General features: G+C 34.4%; 23 protein-coding genes. 12 read left to right on the forward strand and 11 right to left on the reverse strand.

Translation table 11 applies throughout. The annotated features are described in order from the left end of the window. Nucleotides 1-116: 116 nt before the first annotated feature. Entirely contained in the window at nucleotides 117-650 is a 534-nt protein-coding gene (locus BMZ76_RS11760; protein WP_091206659.1) for a murein L,D-transpeptidase catalytic domain family protein, read from the reverse strand. Between the two features lie 259 nt (nucleotides 651-909). On the opposite strand from BMZ76_RS11760, the gene BMZ76_RS11765 reads away from it, so the two are divergent. Continuing rightward, nucleotides 910-2544 carry an ABC-F family ATP-binding cassette domain-containing protein gene (locus BMZ76_RS11765; RefSeq protein WP_091206662.1) on the forward strand — a complete coding sequence of 545 codons (1635 nt, stop codon included), beginning with the start codon at nucleotides 910-912 and terminating at the stop codon, nucleotides 2542-2544. Between the two features lie 61 nt (nucleotides 2545-2605). Here the strand turns inward: BMZ76_RS11765 and BMZ76_RS11770 are convergent, their stop codons facing one another. Both BMZ76_RS11770 and BMZ76_RS11775 read right to left on the reverse strand, forming a co-directional pair. Further along, entirely contained in the window at nucleotides 2606-2890 is a 285-nt protein-coding gene (locus tag BMZ76_RS11770) for a GNAT family N-acetyltransferase (RefSeq protein ID WP_091206953.1), read from the reverse strand. Between the two features lie 23 nt (nucleotides 2891-2913). Then, the gene (locus BMZ76_RS11775) at nucleotides 2914-3636 is read right to left on the reverse strand and encodes a pirin family protein (protein ID WP_091206667.1); all 723 of its coding nucleotides are present in this window, start codon (nucleotides 3634-3636) and stop codon (nucleotides 2914-2916) included. Between the two features lie 114 nt (nucleotides 3637-3750). On the opposite strand from BMZ76_RS11775, the gene BMZ76_RS11780 reads away from it, so the two are divergent. Both BMZ76_RS11780 and BMZ76_RS11785 read left to right on the forward strand, forming a co-directional pair. After that, nucleotides 3751-4419 carry an alpha/beta hydrolase gene (locus tag BMZ76_RS11780; protein WP_091206670.1) on the forward strand — a complete coding sequence of 223 codons (669 nt, stop codon included), beginning with the start codon at nucleotides 3751-3753 and terminating at the stop codon, nucleotides 4417-4419. A gap of 42 nt (nucleotides 4420-4461) precedes the next feature. Next, on the forward strand, nucleotides 4462-5355 hold the full coding sequence (locus BMZ76_RS11785; protein WP_091206957.1) for a lytic transglycosylase domain-containing protein: 894 nt from the start codon (nucleotides 4462-4464) through the stop codon (nucleotides 5353-5355). Nucleotides 5356-5480: 125 nt separating this feature from the next. Here the strand turns inward: BMZ76_RS11785 and BMZ76_RS11790 are convergent, their stop codons facing one another. Then, entirely contained in the window at nucleotides 5481-5996 is a 516-nt protein-coding gene (locus tag BMZ76_RS11790; protein WP_091206674.1) for a hypothetical protein, read from the reverse strand. A 163-nt stretch (nucleotides 5997-6159) separates the two neighbouring features. Here BMZ76_RS11790 and rpmH point away from each other — a divergent pair, with 163 nt between their 5' ends. Beyond that, nucleotides 6160-6321 (forward strand): 50S ribosomal protein L34, encoded by a 162-nt coding sequence (gene rpmH / locus BMZ76_RS11795; RefSeq protein ID WP_007136275.1) that lies wholly within the window; start codon nucleotides 6160-6162, stop codon nucleotides 6319-6321. Nucleotides 6322-6478: 157 nt separating this feature from the next. Continuing rightward, a complete protein-coding gene (gene carB, locus BMZ76_RS11800) occupies nucleotides 6479-9331 on the forward strand; it encodes a carbamoyl-phosphate synthase large subunit (protein ID WP_091206677.1) in 2853 nt (950 codons plus the stop codon). Nucleotides 9332-9576: 245 nt separating this feature from the next. On the opposite strand, the gene BMZ76_RS11805 is transcribed toward carB, so the two are convergent. The 7 genes from BMZ76_RS11805 to BMZ76_RS11835 form a co-directional block, all read right to left on the reverse strand. After that, the gene (locus BMZ76_RS11805; RefSeq protein ID WP_091206680.1) at nucleotides 9577-10629 is read right to left on the reverse strand and encodes a hypothetical protein; all 1053 of its coding nucleotides are present in this window, start codon (nucleotides 10627-10629) and stop codon (nucleotides 9577-9579) included. A gap of 702 nt (nucleotides 10630-11331) precedes the next feature. Further along, nucleotides 11332-12867 (reverse strand): CHRD domain-containing protein, encoded by a 1536-nt coding sequence (locus BMZ76_RS11810; protein WP_091206683.1) that lies wholly within the window; start codon nucleotides 12865-12867, stop codon nucleotides 11332-11334. A gap of 107 nt (nucleotides 12868-12974) precedes the next feature. After that, nucleotides 12975-13361 carry an integrase core domain-containing protein gene (locus BMZ76_RS15920; RefSeq protein WP_091206687.1) on the reverse strand — a complete coding sequence of 129 codons (387 nt, stop codon included), beginning with the start codon at nucleotides 13359-13361 and terminating at the stop codon, nucleotides 12975-12977. Nucleotides 13362-13505: 144 nt separating this feature from the next. Next, a complete protein-coding gene (locus BMZ76_RS11820) occupies nucleotides 13506-14396 on the reverse strand; it encodes a dienelactone hydrolase family protein (RefSeq protein WP_091206690.1) in 891 nt (296 codons plus the stop codon). A 339-nt stretch (nucleotides 14397-14735) separates the two neighbouring features. Then, nucleotides 14736-15173 carry a VOC family protein gene (locus BMZ76_RS11825; protein ID WP_091206694.1) on the reverse strand — a complete coding sequence of 146 codons (438 nt, stop codon included), beginning with the start codon at nucleotides 15171-15173 and terminating at the stop codon, nucleotides 14736-14738. Nucleotides 15174-15443: 270 nt separating this feature from the next. Continuing rightward, nucleotides 15444-15587 (reverse strand): hypothetical protein, encoded by a 144-nt coding sequence (locus BMZ76_RS16200; RefSeq protein ID WP_244281804.1) that lies wholly within the window; start codon nucleotides 15585-15587, stop codon nucleotides 15444-15446. 309 nt (nucleotides 15588-15896) lie between these two features. Next, complete coding sequence (locus BMZ76_RS11835) at nucleotides 15897-16532, reverse strand: phosphoribosyltransferase (RefSeq protein WP_091206697.1); 636 nt, start codon at nucleotides 16530-16532, stop codon at nucleotides 15897-15899. A 254-nt stretch (nucleotides 16533-16786) separates the two neighbouring features. On the opposite strand from BMZ76_RS11835, the gene BMZ76_RS16315 reads away from it, so the two are divergent. The 7 genes from BMZ76_RS16315 to BMZ76_RS11865 all read left to right on the forward strand — a co-directional run bounded on the left by BMZ76_RS16315 (nucleotide 16787) and on the right by BMZ76_RS11865 (nucleotide 22872). Beyond that, entirely contained in the window at nucleotides 16787-16912 is a 126-nt protein-coding gene (locus tag BMZ76_RS16315; RefSeq protein ID WP_262987285.1) for a hypothetical protein, read from the forward strand. A gap of 279 nt (nucleotides 16913-17191) precedes the next feature. Beyond that, nucleotides 17192-18088: a MerR family transcriptional regulator gene (locus BMZ76_RS11840; protein ID WP_091206700.1), complete on the forward strand. Its 897-nt coding sequence runs from the start codon at nucleotides 17192-17194 to the stop codon at nucleotides 18086-18088. Between the two features lie 37 nt (nucleotides 18089-18125). After that, nucleotides 18126-19601 carry a phytoene desaturase family protein gene (locus tag BMZ76_RS11845; RefSeq protein WP_091206703.1) on the forward strand — a complete coding sequence of 492 codons (1476 nt, stop codon included), beginning with the start codon at nucleotides 18126-18128 and terminating at the stop codon, nucleotides 19599-19601. 1 nt (nucleotide 19602) lies between these two features. Further along, entirely contained in the window at nucleotides 19603-20442 is an 840-nt protein-coding gene (locus BMZ76_RS11850) for a phytoene/squalene synthase family protein (RefSeq protein ID WP_091206707.1), read from the forward strand. A 46-nt stretch (nucleotides 20443-20488) separates the two neighbouring features. Then, entirely contained in the window at nucleotides 20489-20929 is a 441-nt protein-coding gene (locus BMZ76_RS11855) for a sterol desaturase family protein (RefSeq protein WP_091206710.1), read from the forward strand. A 186-nt stretch (nucleotides 20930-21115) separates the two neighbouring features. After that, nucleotides 21116-21577, forward strand: coding sequence for an SRPBCC family protein (locus tag BMZ76_RS11860; protein ID WP_091206713.1), 462 nt, complete (start codon nucleotides 21116-21118; stop codon nucleotides 21575-21577). Then, a complete protein-coding gene (locus BMZ76_RS11865) occupies nucleotides 21577-22872 on the forward strand; it encodes a cryptochrome/photolyase family protein (protein WP_091206717.1) in 1296 nt (431 codons plus the stop codon). Before BMZ76_RS11860 ends, BMZ76_RS11865 begins: the two co-directional genes overlap by 1 nt. Nucleotides 22873-22885 lie beyond the last annotated feature (13 nt).

The raw sequence follows: 22885 nt of genomic DNA on the forward strand, positions 1-22885 counted from the left end.
AAGAAAAAAACCTCGAAAGTTTTTACTTCCGAGGTTAATAATTAGTGTAATTTTAAAATCTAATTCGTGTCAACTTTTTTCAGGACTAGACATACAGATAAAAATAAATGAACTGATTATTGGTAAGCATACACTAACGAACCATCTTTTATTAAGTCAATCAGAGTGTTAGCATTGTGATCCGGAACAGAAAAGCAACCCAAGCTGAATTTGCTATACATTCTTTTAGAAGAATGAACCACAATATTTCTTTTTAAAGCATTCGAATTTTTATCACTTTCTAGGCCGTTTAGTTTTAATGAATAGCCCCACATTCCTTTATACGTTTGTAGGGTTACGTAACATCCTAATGAAGTTGCGTTGCTTCCTACATTATTACTAAAAGATTGAGGTTTTAATCCTGTTCCAGAGCCGGATCCATGATCAACATTAGTGGTCAGGAGTATTTTACTATTTTTTAAATCAATAACGTAAAGTCGGGATTCCTCTATTGATTTTGAAAAATCGATTAGGGTTATGATGTTTTTATTTTTGGCTTTATAGCCCCATTTTGTTTGTATTTCGTTTGCCTTTTTTACAATTTCGTCATTTCCTTGTGCCGCAATAAAATTAAAAGAGCATAAAAGAATTAATAGTAATGTCTTTTTCATAGAATTCTTTTTAGAGTATTTTCAATAATTTGAATAATTCAAGTGTGTTATTTTAGTATCAGTTTAGTTTTTTCAAACGTTTGAATATCAAATGTAAAACTATGAAAAAAGAATATTATTGTTGGTCGAATAAATTTTATATTTCAATGTTTTAAAATTTTTATTGTTGTAAATTATTCAATTGGCTTCTTACTGAATTAATCTATATTTGCATTTTTAAAATCTGATAATCCAATTATCTAAAAATCTTATAATCTAAATGATTACAGTTAACGATATTTCGGTGCAATTTGGCGGCACTGCACTTTTTAGCGATGTTTCTTTTGCTATAAATGAAAATGATAAAATTGCCCTTATGGGTAAAAATGGAGCCGGAAAATCGACGCTTCTTAAAATTATTGCAGGTCAAAGCAAACCTTCGACAGGAAATATTTCGGCACCAAAAGATGCTGTTGTGGCCTATTTGCCTCAGCATTTATTAACTACGGACGGAGCAACGGTGATGGAAGAAACGTCAAAAGCGTTTGGTGAGATTTTCCAAATGAAAGCAGAGATTGATGAAATCAATGAGCAATTGACGATTCGTACCGATTATGAAAGTGATGCTTACATGAAATTAATCGAAAGAGTTTCTGACTTAAGTGAGAAATTCTATGCGATAGAAGAAGTAAATTATGAAGCCGAAGTTGAAAAAATTCTAATCGGTTTGGGATTTGTTCGCGAAGATTTTAGTCGTCAAACTTCAGAATTTTCTGGAGGATGGAGAATGCGAATCGAATTGGCCAAAATCCTCTTGCAAAAACCAGACTTAATACTACTGGATGAGCCAACCAACCACATGGATATTGAAAGTATTCAATGGCTGGAAGACTTCTTGATTAATTCAGCGAAAGCTGTTGTTGTGATTTCTCACGACAGGGCTTTTGTTGACAATATTACGAATCGTACAATAGAGGTAACAATGGGAAGAATTTATGACTATAAAGCCAAATATTCTCATTATTTAGAACTTAGAAAAGACAGAAGAATTCATCAGCAAAAGGCGTATGACGAGCAACAACGAATGATTGCCGATAACAGGACTTTTATCGATCGTTTTAAAGGAACATTTTCTAAAACGGATGCCGTTCAGTCTCGTGTTAAAATGTTAGAAAAACTGGTTATTGTTCAGGTTGATGAGGTGGATACTTCTGCTTTAAAACTAAAATTTCCCCCAGCAGCCCGTTCCGGACAATATCCTGTGATTGTTAAAGATTTGTCAAAATCGTATGGCGATCATGTTGTTTTTTCGAATGCAAATATGGTGATTGAAAGAGGTGAAAAAGTAGCTTTCGTAGGGAAAAATGGGGAAGGAAAATCGACGATGATCAAAGCCATTATGAAAGAAATTGAAATAAATGGCGGTAATTTAGAAATTGGTCATAACGCAAAAATTGGTTATTTTGCCCAAAACCAAGCTTCATTGTTAGATGAAAATGCCACTATTTTTGAAACCATTGATGATATTGCAGTGGGTGATGTTCGAACTAAAATCAAAGATATTCTGGGCGCTTTCATGTTTCATGGAGATGATGTTACCAAAAAAGTAAAAGTGCTTTCAGGTGGGGAAAAAACGCGTTTGGCGATGATAAAATTATTGTTGGAACCAGTCAATTTATTGATTCTGGATGAGCCTTCGAATCACTTGGATATGAAAACCAAAGACATTATCAAAGATGCTTTGCGCGATTTTGACGGAACCTTGATTTTAGTTTCTCACGACAGGGATTTCCTGGACGGGTTAGCGACAAAGGTTTTTGAATTTGGAAACAAAAGAGTAGTAGAACATTTTGAAGATATTGCCGGTTTCTTAGCCAATAAGAAAATGGAAAGCATGCGAGAGATAGAAAAATAATTTTGTTGGAATCTTTATAAATCAAAAAGCGGCTGTATTTTTAGAATACATCCGCTTTTTGTTACAGTCTAATTCCCGGAGGAAGCAACTCTTTGTAAACAGGATTTTTTTTAAAAAACACTACTATTTTTGGAAGAATAGGAACCACTTTCAATTTTCGTTCAATCGCAATTTCCATTATATTTTTCAGAAAATTAGAAATAAATTCTTCATCTTCGAACGTTTCAGGAACATTTATTTTGGTTAAAAATATCTTTTTTTCCTGAAAAGAATATTCAACAGAAACTAATCCTTGATCGACTAGAGTTTCAAATTGTCTTGAAAAAGTATTGTCTTTGATTTCCATAGTGCTTGCTGCATCCATAATAATTAACTCTGATTCATTGGTACCTCTACCAAAAGTATTTTTGATTTGGAACTGATCTTGATTTCAAATGCGTCAAGATCTGTAATTCCCATGGCATCTCTTGCCTTCAAAACGTTGTTGTTAACCTCTATTTTGCCTTCAATCAAAAATAAATAAATACCGTTTTTAGGAATTTTTACTTTGTAAGTAACGCTGGTATTGCTGTCGAATATTCCTAAATGGAAATAGGTTTTCTGGTAAACCCAAAGTGCGTTGCCATCATTTTGATCATTTGGCGAAACAATGTTTACAAAGGTATTGATTTGATTCTCAATATCAAATGATTTCTGGTCGTATCTTGGTGACACGTTTTCTATGTCAGGAAAAACCCATAGTTGTAAAGTTTTTGCCTCTTCTTTCTGACTCGCATTCATTTCAGAATGTTCCACTCCGGATCCTGCACTCATCACTTGGACTTCTCCAAAACGAATAACGCCTTCATTTCCCATACTATCCTGGTGCTTTAAGCCGCCTTCGAGTGGAATGGTAATGATTTCCATATTGGCGTGACCATGAGTACCAAAACCTGTACCGCCAGCAATGGTGTCATCATTTAAAACGCGTAACATTCCAAATTGTAAACGCTCAGGGTTGAAATAATTGCCGAACGAAAAAGAGAAATTGGCTTTAAGCCATCCAAAATCGGCATTACCTCTTGTATTTGATTCAAATAGTTGCGTTGTCATAAATTATTGATAATATAAAGTAAAAAGCGGATGGGTTTTGAATAAAAAAAATTAATTTTATACAAAATTCGGTATAAAAAGACTAAATTTTGTTATAAAATCGTTAAAACAATTATGAGTAAAATCCCCGTTTATCTAATGCCTGGTTTGGCGTCAAGTGCTGCTATTTTTGAGCTTATTGTACTTCCCGAAGCCACATTTGAAATCCATTTATTAGAGTGGGAAATTCCGCTGGACAATGAATCATTGACGCATTATGCCCAGAGAATTACGAAAAAAATAAAGCATAAACATCCCGTTTTGATTGGTGTTTCTTTTGGTGGAATCTTAGTTCAGGAAATGGCAAAATATGTGGACGCACGCAAAGTTATCATTATTTCGAGTGTACGGTGTAATTCTGAATTTCCTCGAAGATTGAAAATTGCTAAAACCACCAAAGCGTATAAACTCATTCCGATGAGTTTATTTGCAAATATCGAAAGTCTGGCTAAGTTTTCTTTTGGTGAAAAAGTAAATCAACGGCTCAAATTATATGAAAAATTCCTTTCCGTTAGGGATATTCGGTATTTGAATTGGGCTGTGGAGCAAGTAATTTTATGGGATAGAACCATTGTTGATGAAAACGTAATTCACATTCACGGTGATGCGGATGATGTTTTTCCTATAAAATATATCAAGGATTGTATCGTTGTAAAAGGCGGGACGCACATTATGATTTTGAATAAATACAAATGGTTGAACGAAAATTTGCCTTCGATTATATTGGGCACAGAAATGAAGTAATCGCACTTTTCTAACTATATGAAAGGTATAAAAATGAAAAAGATGAAATTAATTAATAAAGTGGTTGTAATAACTACCGTAGTATTTGTGAGTGGGATATTTGTTTTTGCTACGACAAATGATGCAAAACAAAAAAGTATTAAAGGTGAAACTGTTTCTATTTTTCCTGTGAAATTAGACTTTGCCGGAGAGGAAACACCATTAAAAATATCAGATGTTAAGGAACGATTTGATCGGGAATTGCTGGTGAATGTGAATTTACACGCTTCCACAATTTTAGCGATAAAAAGAGCAAATCGCGCTTTTCCGGTAATTGAGCCTATTTTGAAAAAGAATGGTATTCCGGACGATTTTAAATACTTGGCAGTGATTGAAAGCGGATTGGTGAATGCAGTTTCGCCGGCAGGAGCAAGAGGTATTTGGCAATTTATGCCGGAAACGGCCAAAGAACGCGGAATGGAAGTGACTGAAAATGTAGATCAGCGCTATGACCTTGAAAAATCAACGGAAGCGGCTTGCAGTTATTTTTTGAGTGCCAAAGGAAAATTTGGAAGCTGGACTTTGGCGGCAGCGTCATACAATGGTGGAATGTCAGGTATCAATAAACAAATTGGAATCCAAAAAGTGTCTGACTATTATGATTTGCTGCTTACGGAAGAAACGTCTCGCTATGTTTTTAGGATTTTAGCTTTGAAAGAAATCATGGAAAATCCGGTAAAATATGGGTTTGTGATTGCTTCCGAAAATTTATATCAAACTTTGCCAACCCGAAAAATAAAAATTGACAGTTCGATTACAGACTTGGCTGATTTCGCAAAAAGTCAAGGAATTAACTATAAGATTTTGAAGATTCACAATCCTTGGCTTAGAGAAACAAAATTAATAAATGACACTGGTAAAAAATATCAGATCGAAATTCCTTTGAACGGGTATTAGCTGTTTTTTTGAATCATATAAGGCATTCAATGAAATTTAGATAGAATTTTAAGCACACGAATTACTGGGATAAAAAAAGGGTTAAATGTGTATCATTTGACCCTTATTCAATAAGTATAAAAAAATTATATTTTTTTCATTTGTTCTTTCATCATGACAATCTGGTCTTTCAACATATTCTGTTTGTCTAATTTTTTAGCTTCATTCAATAAGGAAGTAGCCTCTAATTTTCTTCTGCGTGTCATGGCAACTCCGGCTAAGTTTAATTTGGCTACAGCCAAATCCATATCCATTGATAATCCTAACTCAATTGCTTTTCTGAAATATTTTTCTGCTTTGTTGATATTTGTTTGTGAAAGCATAATTCCGTGCAAATAATTGAAATAGCCTTGTTGTTTTTGTACTAAAGCTGTTTCGGGGTTTTTGATGTACGCCAACCATTTTTTGGCACCTTCAAAATCTTGTTTTCTTAGTTTTAAGAAAGCCAATAAGATGAATTCGTTTTTGAAGTAAAGGAATATAGGAATTGCACTTAATAATATTAGGAAGATTCCATTACCGATATTGCTTTCTGTGAATTGCCAAATGCCAGTAGCGATGATAAGTCCGGCGATAATAAGTTTGATATTTCTGTGAAACATAGTGTGATTATTTTAAGATCACAAATATAGTAAAATGAAATGAAAATATTTTTACAAAACTACTTGTGAGAAAAAAAAGTCTTTGTATATTTGCACTCGGTTTTAGAATAACGGTTATTCAAAATAAGAAGACATATAAATAAGATTTTAAAGATACAAAGCAATGAGCAAAAGAACGTTTCAACCATCGAAAAGAAAAAGAAGAAATAAGCACGGATTTATGGACAGAATGGCTTCTGCGAATGGAAGAAAAGTTCTTGCTAGAAGAAGAGCTAAAGGAAGACATAAATTGACTGTTTCTTGCGAACCAAGACACAAAAAATAATGTTTGTATAAACATAAATAAGGCGTTACTTTTTTTAGTATCGCCTTTTTTTATACCTTTTCGTTAAAAAATGTTTAAGATTTACAGTTAAAAGATTTGAGTTCAGTAATTTTAATCTTTTCAAAACAACAACTACACAACACAATATCACTATACAATGCCAAAAGATACATCCATAAAATCAGTTTTAATAATAGGTTCAGGTCCTATTGTTATTGGTCAAGCATGCGAATTTGATTACGCGGGATCACAATCTGCACGTTCTATTCGTGAAGAAGGAATTGAAGTTATTTTAATAAACTCCAATCCGGCAACAATCATGACCGATCCATCAATGGCGGATCATATTTATTTATTGCCCTTAACGACAAAATCAATTATTGAAATCCTAAAAGCGCATCCTCAAATCGATGCAGTCTTACCTACAATGGGAGGACAGACGGCTTTAAATCTCTGTTTAGAAGCCGATGAAAAAGGGATTTGGCAGGATTTTGGCGTAAAATTAATTGGTGTTGATGTTAACGCTATCAATATTACCGAAGATAGAGAACAATTCAAACAGCTTCTTAAAAAAATAGGTGTTCCATCTGCTCCGGCAGAGATATGTACGTCTTATCTTAGAGGAAAAGAAATTGCTCAGGAATTTGGTTTTCCTTTAGTGATTCGCCCTTCCTTTACTTTAGGAGGAACAGGAGCAGCTATTGTTTATAAAAAAGAAGATTTTAATGAACTTTTGACTCGTGGGTTAGAGGCATCGCCTATTCATGAAGTTTTGATTGATAAAGCTTTGATGGGTTGGAAAGAATACGAATTGGAGCTTTTGAGAGATAAAAATGACAATGTTGTTATTATTTGTTCGATCGAAAATATGGATCCAATGGGAATTCACACCGGAGATTCCATCACTGTTGCACCTGCCATGACGTTGTCTGACACGACTTTTCAAAGAATGCGTGATTATGCAATCTTGATGATGAGAAGCATCGGAAATTTTGCTGGAGGTTGTAACGTGCAGTTTGCCGTTTCACCAGATGATAAAGAAGACATTGTAGCGATTGAAATTAATCCTCGTGTGTCTCGTTCCTCTGCTTTGGCATCAAAAGCAACGGGGTATCCTATTGCTAAAATTGCTTCCAAACTGGCTTTGGGTTACAACTTAGATGAATTGCAAAATCAAATTACCAAATCGACTTCGGCTTTATTCGAACCAACTTTGGATTATGTAATTGTAAAAATTCCTCGTTGGAACTTTGATAAATTCGAAGGAGCTGACCGAACTTTAGGGCTTCAAATGAAATCCGTTGGTGAGGTAATGGGAATTGGACGTTCGTTTCAAGAAGCATTACACAAAGCGACTCAATCTTTGGAAATTAAAAGAAATGGTTTGGGTGCTGACGGAAAAGGATACACGAACTACGAACAGATTATCGAGAAACTGACTTTTGCGAGTTGGGATCGTGTTTTTGTGATTTATGATGCTATTGCGCTGGGAATTCCATTGAGTCGCATTCATGAAATCACTAAAATTGATATGTGGTTCTTGAAACAATATGAAGAGTTATACACTTTAGAAAAAGAAATTTCAAATTATAAAGTTGATTCTTTGCCAAGAGAATTGTTATTGGAAGCGAAACAAAAAGGTTTTGCCGACAGACAGATTGCTCACATGGTAGGTTGTTTAGAAAGCCAAGTGCATACTTTGCGAACTACAATGAACATCAATCGTGTGTTTAAATTAGTAGATACTTGTGCGGCGGAGTTTAAAGCAAAAACACCTTATTATTACTCGACTTTTGAAGCCGAAATAGAAAAAGCGGACGGTACTCGTTACGTTGACAACGAAAGTATTGTTACTGATAAAAAGAAAATAATTGTTCTTGGGTCAGGGCCAAATAGAATTGGACAAGGAATCGAGTTTGATTACTCTTGCGTTCACGGTGTGCTTGCCGCCAAAGAATGTGGTTACGAAACCATCATGATCAACTGTAATCCGGAAACTGTTTCGACTGATTTTGACACAGCCGATAAATTGTATTTTGAACCCGTTTTCTGGGAACATATTTACGATATTATCCAACATGAAAAACCAGAAGGCGTAATCGTGCAATTAGGTGGTCAAACGGCTTTGAAATTGGCTGAAAAATTATCTAAATACGGTATTAAAATTATTGGAACGAGCTTTGACGCTTTGGATTTAGCCGAAGACAGAGGACGTTTCTCAGAATTGTTAACCGATTTAAAAATTCCTTTTCCACAATTTGGAATTGCTGAAACTGCTGACGAAGCTTCTGCTTTAGCAGATGTTTTGGACTTCCCATTATTGATTCGTCCTTCTTATGTGTTGGGTGGTCAGGGAATGAAAATTGTGATCAACAAACAAGAATTAGAGGAACACGTAATCAATTTATTGAAAACGATTCCAGGAAATAAATTGCTTTTAGACCATTATTTGGATGGCGCAATTGAAGCTGAAGCTGATGCAATTTGCGATGGCGAAAATGTGTACATCATAGGAATTATGGAGCACATCGAACCTTGCGGAGTACACTCTGGAGATAGTAACGCCACTTTGCCGCCGTTTAACTTAGGTGAATTTGTAATGCAACAAATAAAAGACCATACCAAGAATATTGCGTTGGCTTTGAGAACGGTTGGTTTAATCAACATTCAGTTTGCAATAAAAGACGATATCGTTTATATTATTGAAGCAAATCCCAGAGCATCTCGTACGGTTCCATTTATTGCAAAAGCTTACGGAGAACCTTATGTGAACTATGCGACTAAAGTAATGTTAGGGCATAATAAAGTAACCGATTTTACTTTCAACCCACAATTAAAAGGATACGCCATCAAGCAACCGGTTTTCTCTTTCAGTAAATTCCATAATGTAAATAAAGCATTAGGACCAGAAATGAAATCAACAGGAGAAAGCATCTTGTTTATTGATGACTTGAAAGACGATCAGTTTTACGAATTGTACTCGAGAAGAAAAATGTATTTGAGTAAATAAAACTTGAATTTGTAATATTTAAAAAGCCCCGTTTGGGGCTTTTTTTGTGGTTTATTGTTGTGGGCACAGTTTGCAAAACTGGGATAACGATTGTCTTATATCAGCGCTATCGGGGTTGTGTTTAGTGTTAGTAGCTTATCGTTATGGGCACAGTTTGCAAAACTGCGCTAACGATTGTGTGATGTAAGCGGTATCGGGTTTTTCGATTTTGTGTAATTAGATTGAAGATGATGATTACTGGTGTTTCAATGACAATAATATTCGATCTCTCTTGTAACTAAAAGTGTAGAAATTTTGTCTATGGAATATTTTTTCTTTATCCAATTATTATACGTATCATATTCAATCTCAATATTTGTTGTTTCAGTTTTTTCTTTATTGTAATAATAGCTACCCGATTTCCAATTGGAAACTATTCTTGTTGGGGTTGTAATTGTTTTGTAAAAGCTTACTATTTCTTTTTTTTCATTATAAAAATATGTGCAATCGAAAATAGAATCTTTTGACTTGTATTCATATCTAGAGTTATTTAAAAAATCACGACTATATTTTTCTAATATGATTAATGAGAAATTATTGGATTTTATTTCTTTTGTTATTTCATTCCAAATTTTTGATTGATGTTTGATAGTAATTAGCGTATCTTTTATTTTTTTGTATTCATAAATTATAGAATCGTTTGAGTTTAGTGTTTTTTCATCCTTATCTCCTGTTATACTTTTGCCTAAAGTTATACCAAAACCATTCTCTGTGTTAATAAAATAATCCTTTATTAATCGATTTTTTTTATCGTAAAAGTACGTGTTGTAGTGTCTTAGAGTGTCTTGGGTGTAATATTCTTGTTTTATTAATTTTTTCTTAGCAAAGAGATTAACGTATTGTTCTTTGTTTTTCTTTCCGTAAGAATATATATTTGTTGAATCTGGGTAACTGGAAAAAGTATTGAAAAATTGTTCTGTAGCTAGCCAAGTTTTTCTGTCTTCTTTGATTTTGATAGTCTTAATTCTTTCTAATGCATCATATTCTATTATTCTCCAGTGATGATCACGTGATTTGTTAAAATATATGTGTTTTGTAATATTGCCATTTTTTGCAAAGAATACTTTGTAAACCGTTGAAGTTGTATCAATAGTTTCATTTTTTTTATTAAATGAAAAACTTTTAATATTTATACTTTTTACGCAACCATGAAAATCTATAGGAAGGATCTCCTTACTATTGTTTTTGATTGGTATTTTTTGAGAATAAACACATAAGTTTGAAAATAATAAAAAAAGAAATATTGTGATTAATTTCATTTACTAAAGGTTTAATGTGGGTAATTGTGACTAACTTATTCATATATATAATTTGTACTCTCAAATATAGTCAAAATCCTTTTTTATTTTTAAGTATTTTCTTTAAAAATGACACCCATTCGTAAATAAAAAGTCCCAAATCAAGGGACTTTCTAAATGTTAAAATCTAAATTTATTTCTTCTTCAGTTTCTCTTTGAAAAAATCTATCTTTCTTATCCACGACAAAGTTGCGGCTTTTTCATGGTATCTGGGTTTATATATTGAAAAAGCCCCGTTTGGGGCTTTTTTTGTAGAATTTTGTTTAAGGTTAGTGGCTTATCATTATGGGTCAAAGTCGGAGACATTTGTCTAGCGTAAACCAAATAACTCCTCGGAGAGCGAGGGTCAAAGTCGGAGGCATTTGGCCAGCTTAGTTCTAGTAACACTTCGGAGAGCGGGTAGAATCAATTATGTAGTTTTTGATTATACAAGGGAATTTGTTATAATGCAATGAGTGCTAGAATTTAAAAATCTATTTGTCAAATATGAAACTGTAATTTGTCACTAGTCTTTAATCATAGAGATGTACATTTACTACTGAAGTTTTCGACATTTTTCGGAAATAAGTAAGTGATGTGGCTAATTATTTTAGGATGGGATTATTCCAATAAATAAAGCCAGTACATCTGTACTGGCTTTGTTTGGATACTATTGTTTACTACTTAATTGGTAATTGTTATAATACCTGTCATTGAGGAATGAAACTCACAAATGTAATATAAGGTGTTTGGTGCATTACTGGGTACAGTAAAAGATATGACACCACTGGAAGCGCCATTATTGGTAACTCCGTTGTTGTAACCATTGGCACTGCCGGTCGTTTGGACGGTTTTTATTAAGAAAGGATGTCCAGGTGCATTCACAGTAAAACTATACGTTTTACCTCTTTGCAAAGTCAAACTTGGATTATTTCCATTAGTCAAACCCCCACCATTAAATAAGTAAGATGAAGAACCTGTATTGGTTATGTCGTAATTTACGATATTCGAATTTACTGCATTAGCTCCAATGTTACCCTGAGCGATTATGGTTGCTAGATTGCTAGCACTTTGATGAACATTTATGTATCCATTAAAATTTAGTAGCTCATCATAGATAATGGTGGTTCCATTATTGAGTTTACTCACGCTGGTCTCACTCTTTCCAGTAGCACCGATGATGGATGTCAGGTCAATAGCTATAGCTCCTCCCTGAGCGGCAGTATTGAGATGGATGTGTGCGGGAGAACTAACTCCTACAGTTGTTCCAGTTAGGGAAATACTTACTAAAGTTTCACCACTCACCCTTTTTGTAAATTTCGCTGTGCCGCTTATGGCGTTATTTGAAACGGCATTTAGAGTATAGGTTTTGCTAGTGTTGGTAAGTTCATTCTTACCAATATCACCTTGTGCAATTAATGTTGATAAAGCGCTAGCACTTTCATGAACATTTATATATCCATTAAAATTCAAAAGCTCATCATAAGTTATGGCAACTCCAGTATTGAGTTTGTTTACACTAGTATCACTTTTTCCGGTAGATCCAGTTACTGATGTTAGATCTACTACTACACCGCCCGTTTGAGCGACAGTATTAACGTGAATATGTGCAATAGAACTAACCCCTGGAGTTGTTCCCGTTAGCGCAATACTTACCAAAGCTTTACCGCTTACCCTTTTGGTAAATTTCGCAGTACCACTTATGGCGCTATTAGAAACGGCACTTAGGGTGTATGTTTTGCTAGTACTTGTAAGTTCATTAATACCAATGTCGCCTTGCGCTATCAATGTTACAAGATCAGTTCCGCTAAGGTGAATATTAACATAACCATCTAAATTAATTAACTGCTCGTAAGTGATGGGTGAGCCATTGTTCAAAGCTGTAACAACCGTTTCACTTTTACCGGTACTTCCATTAACAGAAGATAGGTCAAGTAAAATAGCTCCACCTTCTGCTGCTGTGCCAGCGTGGATGTGTGCAGGATGACTTCCACCAGCACTAGTGCCGCTTAATTGAAGAGTAATAAGCGTAGTGTTATCATTTCTTTTTGAAAACGTAACGGTTCCGCTAATAGCAGGGTTTGATTTAGTGAACAAAATGAATTGTTTAGATTCCCCGGTGAGTTGTGGTAAAGTGTCGTCATCACTACATCCACTAAAAAACGCCGCACTAACTAAAAGCAAACACAATAAAGAAAATAATTTACTAAAATTTTTCATAATATTTTTTGTTTAATTTATTTACACAAAGATTAAACAAAAATAATTAAAATTGTTTCTTAATATTTATCAATTTGTGATTTATTTAACAAAATAATAATAATTAGTCATGATTTATTTAACTGAATTTGGAAGCTCCCAGAAATTAGAATTGCGTACTTGTTCAAAATTTCAAAAAAGTTATCGTTTTTAATTCTTCTGGGGCTAGCCCCTAAAGGCATTAAATTAGGCCTGTTGTACCTGCGACTTTCCTCCAAAAAATTCGTGGGGCTTTTTGGAGTTGTAATCCTGTATCCATGATTCTGTTTGTTCCCTGAAATGGTATTTGTGCTCAGCAATAAACTCATTTTAGACCCACTGCTGTAACTGCCATAGAAACGTTTTATGATGACGTTTTGGGTGGGCTTCCCCGGCTGGATATAGTTGAACCCGATCCCATTCACCTCGCTCCAGACCAAGGTTATTTTAGCAATGAACTCAGGCCCTTTGTCCATCCTTATCTTTATGGGCTTTCCCCATTTGTTAAAAAATCGGTTTACTTTATGCAGTATTTTCTTTAAAATTAATTAAAATTAATTAAAATTAATTCCAAAAAAAAAGCCCCAATCACGGGACTTTTAAATATCAAAAAAATAAAATTATTTCTTCAATTTCTCCTTGAAAAAATCTATCGTTCTTGTCCAAGATAAAGTCGCGGCTTTTTCATCGTATCTGGGAGTCGTATTGTTATGAAAACCATGATTCACACCTTCGTAGAAATAAGCGACATGTTCTACTTTGTTTTTTTTAAGGATGGCTTCATAAGCGGGCCAACCGTCATTTACTCGGGTGTCTAAACTAGCATAGTGCGCCATGATAGGCGTTTTAATTTTTTCAGCTTCGGCTGCAGTGGGCTGTCCCCCGTAATAGGGAACTGCGGCACATAATTTTGGTATTTTGACCGCCATCATATTGGCAATCCAACCGCCAAAACAAAATCCTACCACACCTATATGTCCATTACAATCTTTGTGTGATTTTAGGTATTTGTAAGCTGCAATGAAATCTTCGAGCATTTCTTCACGGGTACGTTTTTTTTGTAATTCCCTTCCAGCATCATCATTTCCCGGATAACCGCCCAGAGGTGATAAGGCATCCGGTGCCAAAGTGATGAAGCCTTCCACAGCGGCTCTTCTTCCTACATCTTCAATATACGGATTCAATCCGCGGTTTTCATGTACCACTATTATTCCCGGTAGTTTCTTTTTGGTTGCCGTAGCTTGCGATAAAAGTCCTTTGATCGTTCCGCCGCCTTTAGGAGAATCGTAGGTTATAAATTCTGATTTTAGTCTTGGATCGTCTGGCTTGATTAAGATAGAATGCACGTAATTGGGTGTCATAAAACTAAGAAGTGAAGGAAGTGTCAGCGTTCCTACCGCAAAAAGAGATAGTTTCTCGACGAATTGTCTTCTTTCAATTTTATTATGAGCATAATCATCGTATAAGTCAAATATTTCCTGACTGATATCTTCTTTGGTTATTTCTTTCATAGCATTTTTTTTGATTCAACTAATTTAGGAAAAAAAGTGATTGTTTTATAGGACAGTAATTTCATATTTTAGAGCAATTAGTTTCAAGAAGGCAAAATGAAAGCCTAATTGCTTTGCGGCATATTTTTTTATTACCATAAAAAGAGTTAACAAGATTGGCGTTTTGATAATACAATAAATGAATGTTGAAAGGACGCTGATGATTTGGATTTACGCAAATTTTATTATTTATTTTCCAATAAGACAGCCACTAATTACACGTGTTTGCACCAATTAATTTGTGTAAATATGTGGAATTCGTAGCTGAAAATTTAGTCCAATATTTGTGTGGTACTTATTTTATTTTTCTTTCACCAAATCAAAATTCACCATCCAATTGATTCCAAATTTATCAGTGAATGTACCAAAATAGGCATTACAAAAGGTGTTTTCCATGGGCATTGTAATTTTTCCGCCGTCTGAAAGGGCATTGAAGAGCTTGTCTGCTTCTTCTTTACTTTCGGTATTGAGGGAAAGCGAAAAGTTATTTCCATAAATAGTTTCAGTTCCAAAGGATTCAAAACTGTCGCTTCCCATGATGGCCGTTTCTTTACTGATAGGCAGAGAAACGTGCATTATTTTCTCTGCTTCTGCAGATGAACAGGTTTTGCCATCCGTAATTGGCATGTCCTTAAATCTTCCAAAATAGGAGAATTCGCCACCAAAAATTGATTTGTAAAACAGGAATGCTTCTTCGCAAAAGCTATTAAAAGTCATATAAGTGTTTACTGTTGCCATAATAATTGTTTTTAAATTGATGTTTCAGTCTCATGCCTTAAAGATTGAGTGCTATTCCGTTAGGTATTTTTTGTATTAATGGATAAATCAGCCACTTCCTGTAATTTTCCAGGTTCTTCAAAAAGATGTGTGGCATCTGGAACTATGGTTAATTCTTTAATGGATTTCAGTTTTTTTTAAAGCCATTTTGTTCATGATGATTACCGTAGTGTCAAGACTTCCCACAATCAATAGAGTAGGAGCAGTTACTTGCGGCAATTCGGTTATGGCTTAATATGGACGCTCGCCATCGGAAACCAGAGCTTTAATTTTTTCGTTGGAATGTGCTGCTGTCCGCAATGCAGATGTCGCTTCAATACTTGCACCAAAAAAACAATGGGCAGTTTGCTGGTTCTGTCCTATTGCAATATCCATTGCGTCGTTTCTATCAAACGGTCACTCAGTAAATCAATATGAAACTGATTCTCGTGCATTTCTTCTTTTTCCTCGGTGAGTAAATCAAAAAGGAAAGTGCCTATGTTTTATTGCTGAATAAGTTCTGCTATCATTCTGTTTCGGTGATTGAGTCTGCTGCTGCCACTTCCGTAGGATGACAAAACGATTCTGGTCGCAATTTCCGGTCGTATTAAATCTCCTTTTTATGTCACTCTCGATAAAGGAATATCCAAATCTAATTTTTCCATTATTTCTAATTTTAATTATGTTAAAAACTATATAATCGCCCTACTCAGTTGTTGTAGCTAAGCGCAGCATTTGAGTCACTTCTTCATCTTCCACCTGGTTGAACTTTTCATAAAAACTGCCAACTCCCCTAAAATATTTAGAAGCAGTCAAATATATTAACTCATCAGCATTTTTCTCAAATAGGGGTACAGTATCAAAAGGTAATACTGGAACAGCCACGATTATTTTCGACGGATTTTTTTTTCGCAACATAGTGATACAGGAGAGCAGCGTATTTCCTGTCGCAATGCCATCATCGACCAGAATCACGTTTTTATTCTCAATTGCAAGCGGTTTTCGGTCGCCCATATAACGTCCGTATTTTTCATCGAGTTGTTGCCGAAGTCTAATAATTTCATTGTCGATGTACTTTTTAGGGATGTCTGAATGCTCATCAATAATCATGGAGTCCATGGAAACAGCACCAATTGCAAATTCTTTATTAGAAGGATGACCAATTTTTTTTGCGAGTACAATATCCAGAGGAAGATGTAAGATTTTTGAAATTACGAATCCCACGGGAACTCCGCCTCTAGGAACGGCAAGAATTACGCTATTTGTATCTTGGTATTTTTTTAATTTCTCGGATAGTAAAAAGCCCGCTTCCGTTCTATCTTTTAATATTTCATTGTACATAATTAAAAGTTTTGTTTAAATGAATAAAAAGCATATAAAGTTATTGATTTACAGTTAATTATGTTTATTTTACAAAAATATTTTAGAACAAAAAATTATAAATAATACTAATTCTACCGTTATTTCTAATTTGTAATAAGTGAATAGTAATACTAGTAGTGAGTAAAATAAATTCGATAACAAAGGCAGACAAGAATATTGGTTTCGGAAACAAGTATTAAAGATTTGGGCGTTTTGGGAAATAAAATGCCACAATGAGTATTAAATTTCTTTCTTTAGAATTAGATAGAATAAATGCATCAATTTTCAGCTGGACTTTGATACTTTCTTTTACCGAAAATAGTCTTCACTATGATTTAACGGTAGAACATTTTACTTAATTAATTTGTAAAACAAACGTTAATTTATAATGTAATGATTTAAAGATCAATTATATTTTAATTTAGAATTCTTAAAGTGTTATTAATGATGATTTTATAAAAGGGTGTCTATGAAAATACTGACGATAAAATCAGCATTTAACACTTGTAAACAAGGGATTTAACTTGTTTTGTGTAACACTATTTGAAGTAATTGTAGAATTAAAAAAAGTTTAAGACTGATTGTAAAGGTTTATAAAAAAATTTATTTTACATTTGTTTAATAAATTTAGATAAACGATGAACAATATAAAAAGTGTGTTTAGTATAAAAGATCTCGAAAACCTTTCAGGGATCAAAGCGCATACGATACGAATTTGGGAGAAAAGATATGATATCCTTCAACCGATGCGTACTGATACTAATATCCGATTATATGATTTGGTGAGTTTGCAAAAACTATTAAACATCACATTATTACATGATTATGGTTATAAAATTTCAAAAATAGCGACTTATCCACAAGAAAAAATTCCGTCTTTAGTACGAGAAATAATTTCGAGTAAAACAGCTAAAAGCCACGCTATTAGTGAGTTCAAAATGGCAATGATGAACTTTGACCAAGAGCTTTTTTTTAACACCTATAATTGGTTGATTGCGGAAAAATCATTCAAAGAAATTTTTCATCAAGTTTTCATTCCCTTAATGAATGAACTTGGATTATTGTGGCAATCCGATACTATAACGCCTGCTCACGAACATTTTATCAGCTATTTGATTAAGCAAAAACTTTTAATAAATACTGAAAAGCTTCAGATTTTAAAACAAACCAAACTCGATAAAGTTTTCGTTTTGTCACTTCCTATGAATGAAATTCACGAATTGGGTTTAATGTATCTTAATTATGAAATTCTGTTGAATGGCTACAAGACGATATATTTAGGGGAAAGTATGCCGATTGAAAATCTGAAAGATTTGAAAAAGCATTTTGATTCCATTGTTTTTGTATCGTACCTTACGGTGCAACCTGAAAAAGATATTTTAGACAGTTACATTCAAAAAATGTCTGATGAGTTGTTGGACGATACCACTGAATTATGGTATATTGGACGAATGGTCGAGTTTATTAAAAAAGAAAAAGTTTCGGAGCGAATTAATGTTTTTAATTCAATTACGGAATTAGTCGACTGGATTTAATTATTTTGTTTAAACAATTCGTATATTTGCTAAACAAATGAAGAAAATAAAAAAAATTACAATTATCGGTTCTGGGTTCTCCGCATTGGCAGCCTCTGCGTATTTAGCACAGAGCGGCCACGATGTTATAGTATATGAAAAAAATGATGCGATAGGCGGAAGGGCAAGACAATTAAAGAGAGAAGGTTTTACGTTTGATATGGGACCAAGTTGGTACTGGATGCCAGACGTTTTCGAACGTTTCTTTGCTGATTTTGGAAAAAAAACCACTGATTATTATGAACTCATAAAATTGTCTCCTGCTTACCGAGTGTATTACGGAATTGATGATTTCATAACGATAGCAGACAATTTAGCAGATATTATATTTGCTTTTGAGGCGATCGAAAAAGGAAGCGGTAAACTACTGAATGACTTTATGGCTGAGGCCAAAAGCAATTATGATATCGCCATCAAAGATTTAGTATACCGCCCGGGCGTTTCTCCACTCGAATTGATAACTGTGGAAACAGCCATGAAAGTGGGACAATTTTTTAGCACTATTAGTAAAGATGTTCGGAAAAAATTTAAGAATGAAAGGCTGATTCAAATTCTGGAATTTCCGGTTTTGTTTCTGGGAGCCAAACCTTCGGATACGCCGTCGTTTTACAGTTTTATGAATTACGCCGACTTTGGTTTGGGAACTTGGCACCCCAAAACAGGAATGTTTGATGTCGTGCGAGGGATGGAAAATTTAGCGTTAGAATTGGGAGTGAAATTTCAAACCAATTCCAACATCGAAAAAATTATCGTCGAAAATAAAACAGCAGTAGCCATTCAGGTCAATGGTGAAATCATTGCTTCCGATTTGATTTTGAGCGGTGCAGATTACCATCACACCGAAACCTTATTGAATCAGGAACACCGAGCGTATTCTGAGAAATATTGGGACAGCAGGGTTTTCGCACCTTCATCGTTATTGTTTTATGTAGGTTTCAACAAAAAAATCGAAAACATTTCGCATCATGCATTGTTTTTTGATGTTGATTTTTACCAACACGCCAAAGATATTTATGATGAACCGCAGTGGCCAAAAGAACCATTGTTTTATGCAAACTTCCCGTCCGTGACGGATAAAACTGCCGCTCCGGAAGGAATGGAATCTGGCTTTTTTCTGGTACCTTTAGCTCCGGGAATCAATGATACTGAATCCTTAAGAGAAGAATATTTTGAAAAAATAATCGATCGTTTTGAAACTTTAACACAGCAAAGTGTAAAAAATAATATTATTTTTAAACAATCATTCTGTAAAAATGATTTCGTGTCAGAATACAATTCGTACAAAGGGAATGCTTACGGAATGGCAAATACTTTGATGCAAACCGCATTTTTGAGACCAAAGTTAAAGAGTAAAAAAGTTAAGAATTTATATTTTACCGGTCAATTGACCGTTCCGGGACCAGGCGTTCCGCCAGCACTAATTTCTGGAAAATTAGTATCGGAATTAATTAATAAGCAATTTTCAGAGCAATAGTATGAAAGAATTATTTGATGATGTATCTTTTAAATGTAGCAAGTTAGTTACTAAAAATTACAGTACCTCTTTCTCTCTGGCGGTGTATATGTTGTCGCCAAGTATTAGGGATGCCATTTATAGCATTTATGGTTTTGTTCGTTTTGCGGATGAAATCGTAGATACCTTTCATGGTTTCGATAAAGAAAGTTTAATCACTGAGTTTGAGGATGAGTATTATAAAGCCTTTGAAAGAGGAATAAGTCTAAATCCGATCTTAAACTCTTTCCAGCACACGGTCAAACAATATAATATAACGGATGATCTTATTCAGGCTTTTCTAAAAAGTATGAAATTAGATTTGATAAAATCAGATTATCACAATAAAGCAGAGTATGATGCCTACATTTACGGTTCTGCGGATGTCGTAGGTTTAATGTGTCTTAAGGTTTTTGTGGCCGGAGATAATAAACGATATGAGCAACTGAAGGGTGAAGCGATGCGATTAGGTTCTGCGTTCCAGAAAGTAAATTTCCTGCGAGATTTAAAGGATGATAATTTAGTTTTGAACCGCAATTATTTTCCCGGAGTTGACTTGAATTCTTTTGATGAAAATGCGAAAACGGCTATCATCAATGAAATCGAAGAAGATTTCAGAGTTGCCTACGAAGGAATTATAAAACTCCCAATTGAAGCTAAGTTTGGTGTGTATACAGCGTTTGTGTATTACAAAAAACTATTAAAAAAGTTAGAAAACACGCCTTGTCACGAAATAGGAAGTGCAAGAATCCGAGTTTCTAATTACACCAAAGCCGGTTTGCTGGCAAAATCTTTTGTGTCTTATAAATTAAAGTTAGTTTAAATTACAGCTTATTTTAAAAAATTGTTACACTTAAATACATAACAAAATGATATTTTTCTTGATTTTTCTAGGTACTTTTTTAATAATGGAATGCGTAACCTGGTGCACCCATAAATATGTCATGCATGGATCAATGTGGTACTTCCATGCTGATCATCATCAACCTAAATACGCGAATGTTTTTGAACGGAATGATATCTTTTTTGTAATTTTTGCTGTTCCAAGTATCGTACTGTTTTATTATGGCGTCGAAGGAGGTTTGAACTATAAATTCTTCATTGGACTGGGAATTATGTTTTACGGTCTGTGTTATTTCATGATCCATGATGTCTTAATCCATCAACGGTTTAAGTGGTTTAAACACACCAACAACAAGTATTTAATCGGTTTGCGAAAAGCCCATAAAATACATCACAAACATTTGGGCAAAGAGTACGGAGAATGTTTCGGAATGCTTTTTGTACCTTTCAAATACTACAAAATTTAAAGAGTAATTGGGGCGTGACCTCACTTTCACTAGCGTTACAGTTGGGTCGGGCTATCCGTTTCCGCTTTTTTATAACCACCCTGTCAGGGTTTTGAACCCTGACAGGGTGGTTATAAAAAGAGCTCCACTTTTATCCCTCACGCGAACTCAGTGTTCCATGAAGGTATTTATCTTTAAAACACAACCATGAAAATATACAAACAAGAAACCGTTCAACACGTAAATGCAACTGTTGAAGAATGTTGGGCTTTTTTCTCCAACCCAAAAAATCTTCAGAAAATTACACCAGAAGGCATGGGTTTTCAAATCACGGATTACGATCATAAATCCATGTATCCAGGGCAAATTATACAATATAAAGTAACGCCACTTTTTGGAGTCACTTTGTCATGGATGACTGTAATAACCCAAGTAAAGGAAAATAGTTATTTCATAGACGAACAACGTTTTGGTCCATACAGTTTTTGGCATCATAAGCATTTCTTTGAAGCAACAGCAAACGGAACCAAAATGACGGATGTGGTACATTACGGATTACCACTTGGTTTTCTGGGTCAAATCATGAATACATTGGTCGTTAAAAATAAATTGAAATCCATTTTCGCGTATCGCGTTACTGCAGTGGACGAAATGTTTAATTCAAAATAATGAGCAAACAACAAGTTTCTGTTTTTTGGTTCAGACGCGATTTGCGTCTGGAAGATAACTTTGGTTTATTTCAAGCCTTACAGTCTAAATATTTGGTAATACCATTATTTATTTTTGATGATTCCATTTTAGACAGTTTACCAAAAAACGATGCCCGAGTAGGATTTATTTACGAATCACTTTCTAAAATAAATGCGCAACTACAGGAAACAGGAAGCTCACTTTTAATCAAAAAAGGAAAAACCTTGGATGTTTGGCGTTCTCTTTTACAAGAATTTGATGTCAGAGAAGTTTTCTTTAACAAAGATTACGAACCGTACGCGATACAACGTGACACGGCAATTCGAGAATTCTTAGAAACAAATGAAATCATTACTTATTCTTATAAAGACCAGGTTATATTTGAAGAAAAAGAAATCACAAAAGCAGATGGACTGCCATATACGGTTTATACTCCATTTAAAAACAAATGGTTAGAAAAATACAAATCAATGACTCCGGTTCAGGAATACGATACCGAAGCACATTTTTCTAATTTCCACAAAAACAATTTTACTTTTCCTACTTTAGAACAAATAGGTTTCGAAGAGAGTTCGTTAAAAGTAAAGCCTCATAACTTAAAATTTATCTCAAATTATCAAGAAATTAGAGATTTTCCAGCCTTGGACAAAACCTCTTATTTGTCTCCACATTTGCGTTTTGGGACTGTTAGCGTCCGGAAATTAGTCAATTGGGCATTTCATAAAAACGATGTATTTTTGAGTGAGTTGATTTGGAGAGAATTCTTCATGCAAATATTATTTAGTTTTCCAAAAGTAGTTACTCAAAACTTTAAGTCGGCTTATGATGGGATTCAGTGGCGCAATGACGAAGCTGACTTTAAACGTTGGTGTACGGGAACAACAGGTTATCCAATGGTTGATGCCGGAATGCGTCAGCTCAATGAAACCGGTTACATGCACAACAGAGTCCGCATGGTAGTAGCGAGTTTCTTATGCAAACATTTAATGATTCAGTGGCAATGGGGAGAAGCCTATTTTGCTGAGAAATTATTGGATTACGATATGTCTGCTAACGTTGGCAACTGGCAATGGGCAGCAGGAACCGGTTGTGATGCCGCACCTTACTTCCGTGTTTTTAATCCGGAGATACAACAAAAAAAATTCGATGAAAAAGGAATCTACGTCCGCAAATGGATCAAAGAATTTGATTTAGGTTATGGAAAACCGATGGTAGAGCACGCGATGGCAAGAGATAGGGCTATTGCAACTTACAAAGCTGGAATTTTAAAATAAAAAGATTTAACAT

This window comes from Flavobacterium xueshanense (assembly GCF_900112975.1).
In the GTDB taxonomy this organism is placed as follows: domain Bacteria; phylum Bacteroidota; class Bacteroidia; order Flavobacteriales; family Flavobacteriaceae; genus Flavobacterium; species Flavobacterium xueshanense.

What these genes read in the sequence shown, in the direction of transcription:
- BMZ76_RS11790 (WP_091206674.1), bottom strand. Translation starts at nt 5,996, where the DNA reads ATGTTTCACAGAAATATCAAACTTATTATCGCCGGACTTATCATCGCT.
- BMZ76_RS11810 (WP_091206683.1), bottom strand. Translation starts at nt 12,867, where the DNA reads ATGAAAAATTTTAGTAAATTATTTTCTTTATTGTGTTTGCTTTTAGTT.
- BMZ76_RS11865 (WP_091206717.1), top strand. Translation starts at nt 21,577, where the DNA reads ATGAGCAAACAACAAGTTTCTGTTTTTTGGTTCAGACGCGATTTGCGT.
- BMZ76_RS11840 (WP_091206700.1), top strand. Translation starts at nt 17,192, where the DNA reads ATGAACAATATAAAAAGTGTGTTTAGTATAAAAGATCTCGAAAACCTT.
- BMZ76_RS11825 (WP_091206694.1), bottom strand. Translation starts at nt 15,173, where the DNA reads ATGGCAACAGTAAACACTTATATGACTTTTAATAGCTTTTGCGAAGAA.
- BMZ76_RS11775 (WP_091206667.1), bottom strand. Translation starts at nt 3,636, where the DNA reads ATGACAACGCAACTATTTGAATCAAATACAAGAGGTAATGCCGATTTT.
- BMZ76_RS11760 (WP_091206659.1), bottom strand. Translation starts at nt 650, where the DNA reads ATGAAAAAGACATTACTATTAATTCTTTTATGCTCTTTTAATTTTATT.
- BMZ76_RS15920 (WP_091206687.1), bottom strand. Translation starts at nt 13,361, where the DNA reads ATGGACAAAGGGCCTGAGTTCATTGCTAAAATAACCTTGGTCTGGAGC.
- BMZ76_RS11785 (WP_091206957.1), top strand. Translation starts at nt 4,462, where the DNA reads ATGAAATTAATTAATAAAGTGGTTGTAATAACTACCGTAGTATTTGTG.
- BMZ76_RS16315 (WP_262987285.1), top strand. Translation starts at nt 16,787, where the DNA reads ATGAGTATTAAATTTCTTTCTTTAGAATTAGATAGAATAAATGCATCA.
- BMZ76_RS11780 (WP_091206670.1), top strand. Translation starts at nt 3,751, where the DNA reads ATGAGTAAAATCCCCGTTTATCTAATGCCTGGTTTGGCGTCAAGTGCT.
- BMZ76_RS11765 (WP_091206662.1), top strand. Translation starts at nt 910, where the DNA reads ATGATTACAGTTAACGATATTTCGGTGCAATTTGGCGGCACTGCACTT.
- BMZ76_RS11770 (WP_091206953.1), bottom strand. Translation starts at nt 2,890, where the DNA reads ATGGAAATCAAAGACAATACTTTTTCAAGACAATTTGAAACTCTAGTC.
- BMZ76_RS11835 (WP_091206697.1), bottom strand. Translation starts at nt 16,532, where the DNA reads ATGTACAATGAAATATTAAAAGATAGAACGGAAGCGGGCTTTTTACTA.
- carB (WP_091206677.1), top strand. Translation starts at nt 6,479, where the DNA reads ATGCCAAAAGATACATCCATAAAATCAGTTTTAATAATAGGTTCAGGT.
- BMZ76_RS11850 (WP_091206707.1), top strand. Translation starts at nt 19,603, where the DNA reads ATGAAAGAATTATTTGATGATGTATCTTTTAAATGTAGCAAGTTAGTT.
- BMZ76_RS11805 (WP_091206680.1), bottom strand. Translation starts at nt 10,629, where the DNA reads ATGAAATTAATCACAATATTTCTTTTTTTATTATTTTCAAACTTATGT.
- BMZ76_RS11860 (WP_091206713.1), top strand. Translation starts at nt 21,116, where the DNA reads ATGAAAATATACAAACAAGAAACCGTTCAACACGTAAATGCAACTGTT.
- BMZ76_RS16200 (WP_244281804.1), bottom strand. Translation starts at nt 15,587, where the DNA reads ATGGATATTGCAATAGGACAGAACCAGCAAACTGCCCATTGTTTTTTT.
- BMZ76_RS11855 (WP_091206710.1), top strand. Translation starts at nt 20,489, where the DNA reads ATGATATTTTTCTTGATTTTTCTAGGTACTTTTTTAATAATGGAATGC.
- BMZ76_RS11845 (WP_091206703.1), top strand. Translation starts at nt 18,126, where the DNA reads ATGAAGAAAATAAAAAAAATTACAATTATCGGTTCTGGGTTCTCCGCA.
- rpmH (WP_007136275.1), top strand. Translation starts at nt 6,160, where the DNA reads ATGAGCAAAAGAACGTTTCAACCATCGAAAAGAAAAAGAAGAAATAAG.
- BMZ76_RS11820 (WP_091206690.1), bottom strand. Translation starts at nt 14,396, where the DNA reads ATGAAAGAAATAACCAAAGAAGATATCAGTCAGGAAATATTTGACTTA.